We start from the raw sequence: 11,629 nt of genomic DNA on the forward strand, positions 1-11,629 counted from the left end.
AATATAAAGTATAAATAAATATAATTTATCTTATCGAAAAAATAATTTAAATTTTTTATTTTTTTGTATTGCATATTAATCTAATAGTTATAAAATAGTAATAAAGGTTATTTGAAATCACTATTAAAGGAGGTTATAATATGCAAGATAATTATACTATGCCTATTTATCAAAAAATTGCATTAGATTTAGCTAATAAAATTTATACAGGTAGTATAGTTGAAGGAAGTACATTATATGGTCGTTCTGTTTTAGCTGGAAAATACAATGTTTCTCCAGAAACTATTAGACGTGCAATAAAACTTCTAGAAGATATTAAAATCGTTGAAAGCGTTAAAGGAAAAGGCGTTATTGTCTTATCTTCTAAAAATGCTCTATCATTTATCAAAAAATATCAAGATATCACTAATATTTCATCTTACAAAAGTAGTTTATATAAATTGCTTGGAGAAAAATCTAAATTAGAAAATGAAATTGTCGAAACATTAAACAAAATAATCGACTATTCAAACAGACTAGAAATTATAAATCCATTAGTTCCAGTTCAATTTACTATTGAAGAAGATTGTAAATACATAGGTAAAACAGCAGGCGAAACTAAGTTTTGGCAAAATACAGGTGCAACAATTGTTGCTGTAAAAAGAGGCGAAGAACTTATAATATCTCCTGGTCCATATATAGAATTCTTAGCTGGCGACTTGCTTTTAGTAGTTGGAGATAAACATATCTATAACTCTGTCCCAGCTTTTTTATATGATAATAAATAAAAAATCGTTACTTAAGTCTTTTGCTTAGGTAACGATTTTTATTTTTAAAATATGCTTATATTATAAATATTTTATTTTCATAAAAATCACCACAAGTTTAAAACTTATGGTGTTTTCTAGCATATATCATAATAATAATCTATTAACTTATTTGCACGACTTGGATGCGCTAATTTTCTAAGTGCTCTATTTTCAATTTGTCTTGCTCTTTCTCTCGTTACATTAAAAGCCTTTCCTACTTCTTCTAGTGTTTTCTTTTCTCCATCTTTTAATCCATATCTAAGCGATAATATTCCTTTTTCTCTATCACTCAATGTCTCTAGTACTTCTTCAATTTGTTCTGAAAGCATTGAAGTTGTGACGATTTCTTCTGGAGATTGTGTTTTTTTGTCAGCGATTATCTCTTCTAACTCTGTATCATCTTCTTGTCCTATTGTAGAGTCTATTGACTGCGTTTTTTGAGATATTCTCAAAACTTGTATTACTTTTTTTAGGGGCATATTCATTTCTTTTGATATTTCTTCTGGTCTTGGTTCTCGTCCTAATTTTTTTGAAAGAGATGATGATACACTCGATACTTTATTGATTTTTTCTATCATATGAACTGGAACTCGAATAGTTCTACCTTGATCTGCTATTGCTCTTGTAACTGATTGTCTAATCCACCATGTAGCATAGGTGCTAAATTTAAATCCTTTTGTATAATCAAATTTTTCAGCCGCTTTTATAAGTCCTAACGTTCCCTCTTGAATTAAATCCAATATAGGCATTTCTTTTCTCGCATATTTTCTCGCTATACTCACAACTAATCTAAGATTTGACTCTATTAATATTTGTTTTGCCTCTTCATCCCCCTCAGAAATTCTTTTAGCTATTTCTAACTCCTCTTGCTTAGTCAATAATGGTATCTTCCCAATTTCTTTTAAATAAATTTTCATGGAATCATCTAGGTTGGCAGATTGATTTGAATAAATTTCTTTTGAACCCTCTGATACATCTTCAACATCCGTCTGTGTTGGATTTTTCTCTAGTATCATGTATATTACCCCCTTATTAATAATTTACCTATTTTTATAATTTAGAAAATATTACTCCCTTAATAAAAGTAGTTATGACTTTGACAGTCTATATTTAAATATTTTTGAAGTGACTTATTTTAATTTTGTTTGTATTCTTATAATATTCTACATTTTATTTAAAATTCCTTCTAAATAGTCGATTTTCTGCAATTATAATATACTTATAGCACCCATACCCATAGTTGATTTCAAACCTACACCACTATATTCACCAAATTGTAGGAGTTTTAATATTGTGTTTGTAAACTCTTTATTTCCTTTTATTTTAAAATTTATTTTCCCTATAAATCCTGGTATGTAACTTCCTTTAACCCCAAATTTTTCTGTCTTCAACTCATATCCTGTTATCTCTACATTTTTTATTATATTTTCCAATAAAGAATTTTTATTATTAGTGATTTCGTTAAAACCATCTCCAAATTGTTCATATTTATTTATAAGACTATTGAATATATGTTTTACACTTGGAAATATTTCATATCCTCCAGATGTTTTTTTAAAGCTTGTGGGAGTTTTGAAATTAACTATTACGTCTTTTCTTTCATAATCCTTTGTAATAATTCCTTTTATAAGATCAAATTTTTCTATATTTAGTTTACTTTTTCTATAAATCAAATCTAAACTTCTTCTATTTGATATTAAAATTTTATCTATTATCTTTTCTTTTGCCTCTTCTGTAAGTGTATTTATTATCCAGTAGTATTTGCCACTTTCAGATTCAAAATATTGACTATAAGGTCTTAGTGACTGTTTATGAAGTTCATCGCCATAATCTCTATCTAAAAAGGTCATCATTATTCCTTGTAAAACCGATCCTATATTATAATCTATTTTTTGTTTTTTGTCTAAAGTAAATTCTATTATTAGTTTATATATCATATTTTCTCCTCATCATAAATAATATTATTTTACACTATATTCCATAATATGTAAATTATTTATTGCTGTATTTGACTTTCCAAATCCTTTAGTACTATAATTTTCTTAATCCCGTATAATATAAAGGGGGTGCATACCTTGAAAAACTTTAATTTTGATGAAGAAACAATATATAAAAATAGATGGATTATTCAATTTGTATTGATAGTTGTCCCTTTTATGGGTTCTCTCGATGCAAGTATTGTAAATGTAGTTTTGCCATCTATTAAAAAAGATCTCGGCATAAACTTATCTCTTTCAAGTTTAATAGTCTCATCATATATAGTAACTATTGCAACTACGATTATAATTTTTGGAAAACTTGGTGATTTAAAAGGAAAAGGTCGAGTTTTTTTATATGGAATAATTGTATTTATATTTGGCTCTTTTTTATGCAGTATATCACCTAATATAGTAGTATTGATAATATCTAGAATTATACAAGGAGTTGGCGCATCAATTGTTATGGCAAATAATCAAGGGCTTACTGCTATTGTATTTCCTCCCAACGAAAGAGGGCGAGCTCTTGGAATGTCTGGTTCTGCTGTTGCATTAGGCTCTATCTTAGGTCCTGCACTTGGTGGGTTTATCACAACTTATTTAAGCTGGCATTTTATATTTTTAATAAATATCCCTATAGGAATAATAGCATTTATAGTCGGATATAAAACCTTACCAGGAAGAAATTCTACATCTGATATAAAACTAGATAAATCTGGTGCTTTTATATTTTTTGTATGTATATTTATATTATTTTCATCGCTTTTATTAAGTCAGGATTTTGGATTTAACAATTTATATGTAGGTCTAGGATTTTTAGTAGTATTTATATTGTTGTTTTTATTTATAAGATTTGAAAATAAATTAGAAGAACCTATGTTAAATACAAGTCTTTTTAAAATTAAGTCGCTTTGTCTTAATTTAGTTTGTGCTTTTATTTTTTATTTTATATCTAGTTCAATAAATTTAATTATACCGTTTTATCTGACAGATATATTAAATTATTCGCAAGCAGAAATATCAGCAATTATATTAGTAAATCCTCTTGTGATGTTTTTTATCGCCCCTTTAAGCGGATACTTATCTGATAAAATTGGGCCAAAAAAAGTCACTCTCACAGGTATTTTTATTATAATATGTTCTATGTTTTTAATGATTCAATTTAATGAAAATACATCTAGATTATTTTTAGTTAGTTCACTTTTTATTTTTGGATTTGCAAGTGGTACGTTTAATTCACCTAATACAACACTTGTTATGAGTACAGTCCCAGCAAAAGATCTCGGAATAACAGGTAGTATAAACTCTCTTATAAGAAATTTAGGTATGGCATCTGGTACATCAATCTCTACATCAATTCTTTATCATCAAATGAGCAAATTAGCAGGTTATAAAGTAAAAGATATAGTATATGGCAGTTTTGTCTATGGTATGAAGAGTGTATTTGTTGTTTTACTTATTTTCTCTTTTGTTTCATTTATAATATCTAATATAGACAGAAAAATAAATAACTATTAAATTTATATAAAATTGGAGCTAATTTATAGCTCCTTTTTTAATTCTAAGTAAATTATTAGTCTAATTCATCTATAATGTCTAACAATTCATATACTTCGCTGTACTCACACATAATTCCTTCTTTTAGCATATCTCTAAATTCATCAGTGTTTACTAGCTTAACTGTAGAGACTTCTTCCTTTTGAAGAGTTACATCTTCAAGTTCTACATCTTTTCTTAAAAAATATATATCCCAAATCATCCCTAGTCTATTTTTTAATAATGACTTTACTAAATTACATTCTTCTTCCTTAGCTTCAATGCCTAATTCTTCTTTTAATTCTCTTATACAGCCTTGTCTTGTTGTCTCACCAGATACTACCCTTCCAGTTGTAAGAGCCCATATCCCAGGAAGTAGCTGACATTTTTCTGATCTTTGTTGAATTAAAATTTGTTTTTTAGAATTTATAACCCAAACTTCTGTAGCTAGATGATATTCATCTTTATCCCATTTTTCGTATTTACCTTTTTTTCTCCCTGTAAAATTACCATCTTTGTCATATATATCCCAATATTCCATAGTAGCACTCCCTTATATAATAAAAATTTACTTTTTCGTTATTAATATATTTCAACATCATAAAGGACTATTCAAAATGAACAGCCCTCTTGTTTTATATTTCTTCTACAAATTCAATAACACCTTCAGCAAGTCTTGATATTCTTGCAAGAGAATATACATCGAATCCCCTGTCTTCAAGTTTTTTACGTCCAGGTTGGAATGATTTTTCTATAACTATTCCTATCCCTTCTATAGTAGCTCCAGCCTCTTCTATTAATCTAACTCCACCTTGTGCTGCCTCTCCGTTAGCTAAGAAGTCGTCGATTAATAATATCTTATCATCTTTATCTATGTACTTTTTAGATAAAGTAAGTTCATAACTAGTCCCCTTTGTAAATGATGTTACTTTAGTTTGATAAACTTCTCCGTTTAATATTTTAGATTGTTGTTTCTTTAGTATTACCATTGGCACACCTAGTTTTATAGCTGCCATAACAGCCGGTGCTATTCCTGAACTTTCTATAGTAAAGACTTTTGTTATTCCTCTATCTTTAAAGTAATTTGCAAAATCTTCTCCTATTTTGTGCATAAGAACTGGATCTACTTGATGATTTAAGAATCCATCAACTTTCAGTACAGTTTCGTTTACAGCAGTCCCCTCGTTAAGTATTTTCTCTTGTAATTCTTTCAAGTCTGTCACCTCATTTATTTATTTAAAACTATTTAGCTAATTATATCACAATATATTTTTTCTGTATACAAAACAAACTACATAAAACAAGTTTTTTCAACTTTTTTCGCAATTATACAAAATACCTTACATATTAAAAAACAATATTTTTTTATCGTTAAACGATAAGTAACAATTGACTACTTTTTCTTTCTCTGTTATTATTATTTTATAACAAAATAAAAATTATTTTGGAGGTTATTATGAAACAAAATGAATTGGCAAAATCATTAAAATTATTTATAGGATTAACTTGTATAATTCTTGCGATTTGTGGATTTGTAATTGTGCCAAAATTAGCAAGCGATATATCTATATCAACTCCACAATTTCTCCCATTATACTATCCATTTATAATATTTATATGGATTACAATAATTCCTTTTTATGCAGCGTTATTTGAAGGCTGGAAAATTTCAAATGAAATAAATAAAGATAATTCTTTTTCTAAGAAAAACATAGATTCTTTAAATAGAATTAGAAGATACGCTCTATGTGAATGCTTTTTATATTTTGTAGGCGCTCTTATTTTATTATATTTTAATTTGCTACATTTAAGTATTTTAATTATAATATTATTTGTGATATTTATATCTATGTGTATTTCAGTATTTACAGCTGTACTTGCACATCTTGTACAAAAGGCTTGTGATTTAAAAGATGAAAATGATCTTACAATATAAATTGTGTAAAATATAGAGGTGATCTTATGATAAGAATTAATTTAGATGTCGTCTTGGCAAAAAAGAAAATGAGCGTAACAGAGCTTTCTGAAAAAGTCGGTATAACTATGGCCAATATTTCGATTTTAAAAAACGGCAAAGCAAAAGCAATTCGTTTTACGACACTAGATAAAATTTGTGAAGTTTTAGAATGCCAGCCTGGCGATATTTTAGAATACATAAATGATGATAAATAATAAAGTGATAGATTTAACTATCACTTTATTTTTATGTTTATATATATTTTGTATTTATATATTTTAATCTATCATGTTTTTAGATATTATTCTGTAATTTATGAGTTACTTTATCTCATCAACTATTCCTACCATCTTAAGAAGAACTTTTGCATTTGTTGTAACACATCTTCCCTCTTGTATATTATAATCAAATTTAATTTCGTTGTTTTGATAATACTCAGCAAAATGATAATTTACAGCATTTATACTTTTATCACTTTCTAAATTACAAAGCTCAAAGTCGTGAGTTGAGACTAATGTTATACTCCATGGCTGAGATAATTTTTTAATAGATTCAGTAGCACAGATTATTCTATCTGCTGAATTTGTACCTTTAAATATCTCATCTATCAAGCATATCATAGGTCTTTTATGTTTGTTGTACTCTGTCATTTCTTTTATTCTTAAAAGTTCAGCATAAAAAGTAGAAATTCCTTTGTTTACATTGTCCTCGACTCTTATAGATGTAAGTATTTTCATAATAGATGTATCGAAGCTAGATGCGAGTACAGGACCTCCCGCATATGCTAAAACTAAGTTTATACCTATGCTTCTTAAAAATGTAGTCTTACCTGACATATTAGAACCTGTTATTACACATGTCTGACCTTTTAAGTCTATGCTATTTCCTACTGCATCTTCAATTTTTATAAGAGGATGTTTTAAATTTTTAAAATCTATATTAGGCTTTTCATTTTTGCATTCATTTATATTGGCAAAAGTATAGTCATCTCTTATATATGTTATAGATGCTAGACTTATAAGTGCTTCAAATTCACCTACTACTTCTAAATAGCTTCTCATATTCTTTCCGTAAGATTTTTTCCATTTATCGAACATATCTATACAGTTAAAGTCCCATAAAAATATCCCATTTAAAATTATATTTCCCAAGAAATTTTGTCTTAACTCTATATATGAGCCTATTTTTTTTAGTGATTTTACTGCATTTATACTGCCGCCATCTTTATTTAAGGTTTCTTTCAATTCATTTAAGTATTTACTTTCAAAAGATGTCTTTTCTATTTCTTTAAAAAGATTATCGTATACTTTTATGTTTTTATAAAAATCTCCTATTGGTGATAGTATAGCTGTGCTTTTAGCCATATTGGCAAATGCTAAAATCAAGTTTATAACTAGTACTGATTTTAATAAATTTTCATATATAGGATTTATTCCTATTAAAGATAATACTGCTAATGCTATAAATATTGCCGGCAATACTATCATAAGAATTTTCTTTATTTTAGATTGACTTTGTGTCTTCTCTTCACATACTTCGATAAACTTTTTGATTTCTTTATTTATATTTTTCTTTTTATTTTGTTTTATTAAATATGAAAGCGTCTCTATTTCATTAGAAAACTCTTTCATAGATGATAATTCTTTTACTGCATCTTGATACTTTATTATGTCTTCTAAGTTGTATTTAGTTTGTTTTAAATGATTTACTAAAGACTTTTTACCATATAGAGTATTTGCACTACAAATATATTGATAAAGTGATCCTTCTCCAAATATGTCTAAATCTTTTAAATAAGGCATATTCTCATCTAGATATTCACTTCCTTTGTCTTTAAAATCGTACCAAGTCCCATTTAACCTTTTTATATATTTATTGTATACTTGTATTTTACTTTGTTTGTATTTTACATCAGCTTCTATATTGCTGTGGTATTTTACAAGAATTAAAAATACTAAAGCAGATATTAATACTAAAAGATAAAATTTATTATTTTTATTAAAATATCCATAAGTTAAAAATACGACCATTAATATAAATAATGCTACTCTTATCCAACTTATCAAATCACTTTTTCTTTTGATCGACTTTAAGTCCTGCTCGACCTTTGCTTTTTCATTTTTAAAAATTTCAATTTTCATTTAAAAATCTCCCTATAAACAATTTTTCCTATACAAAAGAGTATAACAGATTTTACCTACTGTTATACTCTTTTATTTATTAAGATTTATTAAATTTTAATTTATTTTAAGTTGGATATTTTTATTTCTTCTTTTACAATTTTATATAATTAAGATGGATATGCCATCTTTTTATTTATATAATTTATAAATGTATTTGCCATTAGCTTATGTGCTTTTTCGTTTGGATGTATACCATCTTCACAAATATAATCATCTACATTTTGTTCTAATATTATCGGTGTACGTATATCTATTAGATCGCATTTTTGCTTATTTGCAATATCCATAAGCGCAAGGGAATAAGTTTCTTGGTGTTTGTATATTCTATCTATATTTCCCATCCACTTCTTTATATTATCTGTATTTAAACCATTTTTGGCAAACCAATCAAAATATTTTTGTGAAGAAAGTGGCGGTAAATTTGTAAGTATGGGTTCTATTCCATTAGCTCTAAATTTTTCTATAATAGTATTGATACTTTCTATAAATTTAGGTAATGGTGTATTTGGCAGATATTCTCCATCTGGATTTTCAGATATTTCTTTCCAATTATAATCACAGTCATTTCCACCTAATTCTACTAATGCATAATTAGGTAAATCGCCTTTAGATAAACTTTTATCCATAAGTCTCATAGCTTTTGTAACTGTAAGCCCAAATTTAGAATTATTTTTTATTGTAAGTCCTAATTCTTTTTTAGTAAGTTCTATACTACTATCTTTTAATAAAGAATATCTATCTCTACCTTCTTCTAATACTACTCCTTTAAGTACAGAATCCCCCCAAATAGTTATTTTCTTCATATCTATCATACCTTTCTTTCATAAATTTATTTTAATTTTAATTTTCATATCATATATTTTATTATGTAGTATTTAATACTATATTATATCTTTATCTTTACCAAGTCAAGTATTTTTTATAATGGATATTATTTGATGTAGTATTTAATATTATATAATCTATTATTTGTTATTATTGATTATTTTTGTACTACGTGATAAACTTTTAAGATAAATACTTAGCTATTTGAAAGTGTTATTAATATATATGACAAAAGGAGCTGATAAATTTGGATTTTAAAGATTCTCACTACATAAAAGAAATTTTAGAATTTCATCTTCCTAGATTCAATGAACTTCCAGATATAGATTTATATATGGATCAAGTTTTAAATATTATAGAAAATTCATTAATTATATTTTCATCTGAAAATGACGAAAATATAATTACAAAATCTATGATAAATAATTATGTAAAACAAAATGTTATAGAAAAACCATTTAAAAAGAGATATAAAAAATTTCATGTAGCTTATTTAATTATTATTTCTATATTAAAAAAAGTCCTTAGTATATCTGAAATATCTAAAATAATAAATAATCAAGACTATGAAGTAGAAGAGTTTTACAATATGTTTTGTAATGAATTAGAGTACTCTTTAAAAAGTACATTCTTAAATGAAAGTAAAGATGAACAAACTAAATTAATAGATGACAATATACATAATAAAATATTAGTTGCAGTAACTCGCGCTTTTGCAAATAAAGTCTATGTCCAAAAATTAATAGAATTTAATGAAGAAGAGATGACTATAGTAGAGTAATTATAATATATTTTCAAATTATACATTATACACAAATTAGATAATATATAATTAATTAGAATTAAAAAAGCAATTTATATATCTTTAAGTTTTATATTACTTTCGATATATAAATTGCTTTTATTTTTTAAATTTAAGCGCAGTTAAATTTATGTAATCTAAATTTTTCAGAATCTAATTTTAAATCTTCTATTTCTTGATTTTTAGTTATAACAAAGTATTTATTGTAAATATCTTGTCTTATTTTTTCCTCTAATGATTCTACTAAAATAATTTCATCCATATATACAGGTACTCTACCTAAAAACTGCATAAAATGAACTAAGTCGTGTTCAGAATATCCCTTTATCAAAATTGAATTTAATATATCCCTAACTTTATACTTATCATATATATTTACCTTATCTAAGTCTTTATTTATATTTATGAAAACTCCATTTGCCTCTTCTTTAATTTCAAAAATATCGTCTTTTAATAAATTTTTATCTATTTTTGAAAATAAAGCTTTTGGTATAAAATTGATACCTTCTACCCCGTTTAAGTAGCCGTATAACTTGTTATTTATATAATCATCAGAGTTTTCATACTGACTTATATCATTTATATTTTCCATTTCAAATAAATTATAGTAGTCAGGCTTAAGATTTTTTTCAGATATAAATATATTTGCACACAGTGATTTTAATATTTTGCTAGATTCTTTTATAAATTGATTTAAGTAATTTATAAAATCATCAAATTTATAATCGAGAATATGTCCGCTTATATTGAAGCTAAGAGAGCCATAGTATCCAAAATCTGAATTTTCGTCTGTTTGTTTTACATATTCACAATTAAAATTAAGACCTATATCTTGAGGTGTAGGCATTGACATATAATTTATATCTTCATTATTTATGTTGCTTTCTATGTAATTTCTTATACTGTCTATATTATTTAAGTCATATTTTAGTTCTAATTCTTCTAAATCCCAATTTTGCATAAATACTTTACTTGTTACAAATTCTCTATACTCCGATCTAGTAGAAATTTTATCTGTTTTTAATATAGCATCGTAAATCAAGCTTATATTTTTGCTTAAGACCTCTCCTACTGTTTTAATTTTTTTGTGAAGTGCTTTACATGTTATATCTTCTTCATTAAACTGTATATCAAATACAAAGTCATCTTCAAATTTTTGAATTAAATTTATATCTATTAAATTTATTAATTTTATTATATCTTCTGTTTTTTCATCCTTAAAATTAAAATAAAGACATAGATTTCTACAGTCTATTTTTTCATTATTTGAAAATATACTAGATTGTTTATATTTCATAATATTATCCCCTTTATAAATTTATCTCTTTTATTTTTTATAGTTTTTAGCGTATTTTTCAAAAACTTCTATATAGTTTTTATTATTTCTTCTTTTAACTGCATATTGATGGAGTTCGATGATAATTTTATCTTTATCTCTTACAAAATGGTATAAAAGTCTAAGTTGGGTATTGTCGGCATACCTAAATTTGTAAGTGTAAAAGTTATTTTCAAACACATCGTATTTTATAGATTCATTATTAAAGATTCTTTCAAATGGCTGT

13 protein-coding genes are annotated in these 11,629 nt (G+C 25.8%); 5 read left to right on the forward strand and 8 right to left on the reverse strand.

Features of this window, described 5'->3' with window-relative positions; genetic code table 11:
- Positions 1 to 140 precede the first annotated feature (140 nt).
- The gene (locus RDX53_RS12730; RefSeq protein WP_195931114.1) at positions 141 to 767 is read left to right on the forward strand and encodes a TrkA C-terminal domain-containing protein; all 627 of its coding nucleotides are present in this window, start codon (positions 141 to 143) and stop codon (positions 765 to 767) included.
- 116 nt (positions 768 to 883) lie between these two features.
- On the opposite strand, the gene RDX53_RS12735 is transcribed toward RDX53_RS12730, so the two are convergent.
- Entirely contained in the window at positions 884 to 1,804 is a 921-nt protein-coding gene (locus RDX53_RS12735) for a sigma-70 family RNA polymerase sigma factor (RefSeq protein ID WP_307994280.1), read from the reverse strand.
- Positions 1,805 to 1,996: 192 nt separating this feature from the next.
- Positions 1,997 to 2,725 (reverse strand): CRISPR-associated endoribonuclease Cas6, encoded by a 729-nt coding sequence (cas6, locus tag RDX53_RS12740; protein ID WP_307994281.1) that lies wholly within the window; start codon positions 2,723 to 2,725, stop codon positions 1,997 to 1,999.
- A gap of 129 nt (positions 2,726 to 2,854) precedes the next feature.
- Between cas6 and RDX53_RS12745 the strand changes: the two genes are divergently transcribed.
- Positions 2,855 to 4,282, forward strand: a complete 1,428-nt coding sequence (locus RDX53_RS12745) for an MFS transporter (protein WP_307994282.1) — start codon at positions 2,855 to 2,857, stop codon at positions 4,280 to 4,282.
- A 55-nt stretch (positions 4,283 to 4,337) separates the two neighbouring features.
- On the opposite strand, the gene RDX53_RS12750 is transcribed toward RDX53_RS12745, so the two are convergent.
- Together RDX53_RS12750 and RDX53_RS12755 are read right to left on the reverse strand one after the other, a co-directional pair.
- Positions 4,338 to 4,841 carry an NUDIX domain-containing protein gene (locus tag RDX53_RS12750; RefSeq protein WP_307994284.1) on the reverse strand — a complete coding sequence of 168 codons (504 nt, stop codon included), beginning with the start codon at positions 4,839 to 4,841 and terminating at the stop codon, positions 4,338 to 4,340.
- A gap of 94 nt (positions 4,842 to 4,935) precedes the next feature.
- Entirely contained in the window at positions 4,936 to 5,514 is a 579-nt protein-coding gene (locus RDX53_RS12755; protein ID WP_295574487.1) for a xanthine phosphoribosyltransferase, read from the reverse strand.
- Positions 5,515 to 5,756: 242 nt separating this feature from the next.
- Between RDX53_RS12755 and RDX53_RS12760 the strand changes: the two genes are divergently transcribed.
- Together RDX53_RS12760 and RDX53_RS12765 are read left to right on the forward strand one after the other, a co-directional pair.
- A complete protein-coding gene (locus RDX53_RS12760) occupies positions 5,757 to 6,236 on the forward strand; it encodes a DUF2975 domain-containing protein (RefSeq protein ID WP_307994285.1) in 480 nt (159 codons plus the stop codon).
- A 26-nt stretch (positions 6,237 to 6,262) separates the two neighbouring features.
- Positions 6,263 to 6,472 carry a helix-turn-helix transcriptional regulator gene (locus RDX53_RS12765; RefSeq protein ID WP_195931120.1) on the forward strand — a complete coding sequence of 70 codons (210 nt, stop codon included), beginning with the start codon at positions 6,263 to 6,265 and terminating at the stop codon, positions 6,470 to 6,472.
- Positions 6,473 to 6,577: 105 nt separating this feature from the next.
- Here the strand turns inward: RDX53_RS12765 and RDX53_RS12770 are convergent, their stop codons facing one another.
- Complete coding sequence (locus tag RDX53_RS12770; RefSeq protein ID WP_295677643.1) at positions 6,578 to 8,398, reverse strand: mannonate oxidoreductase; 1,821 nt, start codon at positions 8,396 to 8,398, stop codon at positions 6,578 to 6,580.
- 149 nt (positions 8,399 to 8,547) lie between these two features.
- Positions 8,548 to 9,243, reverse strand: coding sequence for an SGNH/GDSL hydrolase family protein (locus tag RDX53_RS12775; RefSeq protein ID WP_195931122.1), 696 nt, complete (start codon positions 9,241 to 9,243; stop codon positions 8,548 to 8,550).
- Between the two features lie 269 nt (positions 9,244 to 9,512).
- On the opposite strand from RDX53_RS12775, the gene RDX53_RS12780 reads away from it, so the two are divergent.
- Positions 9,513 to 10,046: a DUF1836 domain-containing protein gene (locus RDX53_RS12780; protein ID WP_307994287.1), complete on the forward strand. Its 534-nt coding sequence runs from the start codon at positions 9,513 to 9,515 to the stop codon at positions 10,044 to 10,046.
- 133 nt (positions 10,047 to 10,179) lie between these two features.
- On the opposite strand, the gene RDX53_RS12785 is transcribed toward RDX53_RS12780, so the two are convergent.
- Positions 10,180 to 11,364, reverse strand: a complete 1,185-nt coding sequence (locus tag RDX53_RS12785) for a hypothetical protein (protein ID WP_307994288.1) — start codon at positions 11,362 to 11,364, stop codon at positions 10,180 to 10,182.
- A 30-nt stretch (positions 11,365 to 11,394) separates the two neighbouring features.
- Positions 11,395 to 11,629 (reverse strand): hypothetical protein (locus RDX53_RS12790; protein ID WP_307994289.1); only part of this gene is annotated, 235 nt, incomplete at its 5' end.

Source organism: uncultured Intestinibacter sp., from assembly GCF_902468165.1.
In the GTDB taxonomy this organism is placed as follows: Bacteria; Bacillota; Clostridia; order Peptostreptococcales; family Peptostreptococcaceae; genus Intestinibacter.

What these genes read in the sequence shown, in the direction of transcription:
- RDX53_RS12760 (WP_307994285.1), top strand. Translation starts at nt 5,757, where the DNA reads ATGAAACAAAATGAATTGGCAAAATCATTAAAATTATTTATAGGATTA.
- RDX53_RS12770 (WP_295677643.1), bottom strand. Translation starts at nt 8,398, where the DNA reads ATGAAAATTGAAATTTTTAAAAATGAAAAAGCAAAGGTCGAGCAGGAC.
- RDX53_RS12765 (WP_195931120.1), top strand. Translation starts at nt 6,263, where the DNA reads ATGATAAGAATTAATTTAGATGTCGTCTTGGCAAAAAAGAAAATGAGC.
- RDX53_RS12735 (WP_307994280.1), bottom strand. Translation starts at nt 1,804, where the DNA reads ATGATACTAGAGAAAAATCCAACACAGACGGATGTTGAAGATGTATCA.
- RDX53_RS12775 (WP_195931122.1), bottom strand. Translation starts at nt 9,243, where the DNA reads ATGAAGAAAATAACTATTTGGGGGGATTCTGTACTTAAAGGAGTAGTA.
- RDX53_RS12785 (WP_307994288.1), bottom strand. Translation starts at nt 11,364, where the DNA reads ATGAAATATAAACAATCTAGTATATTTTCAAATAATGAAAAAATAGAC.
- cas6 (WP_307994281.1), bottom strand. Translation starts at nt 2,725, where the DNA reads ATGATATATAAACTAATAATAGAATTTACTTTAGACAAAAAACAAAAA.
- RDX53_RS12730 (WP_195931114.1), top strand. Translation starts at nt 141, where the DNA reads ATGCAAGATAATTATACTATGCCTATTTATCAAAAAATTGCATTAGAT.
- RDX53_RS12750 (WP_307994284.1), bottom strand. Translation starts at nt 4,841, where the DNA reads ATGGAATATTGGGATATATATGACAAAGATGGTAATTTTACAGGGAGA.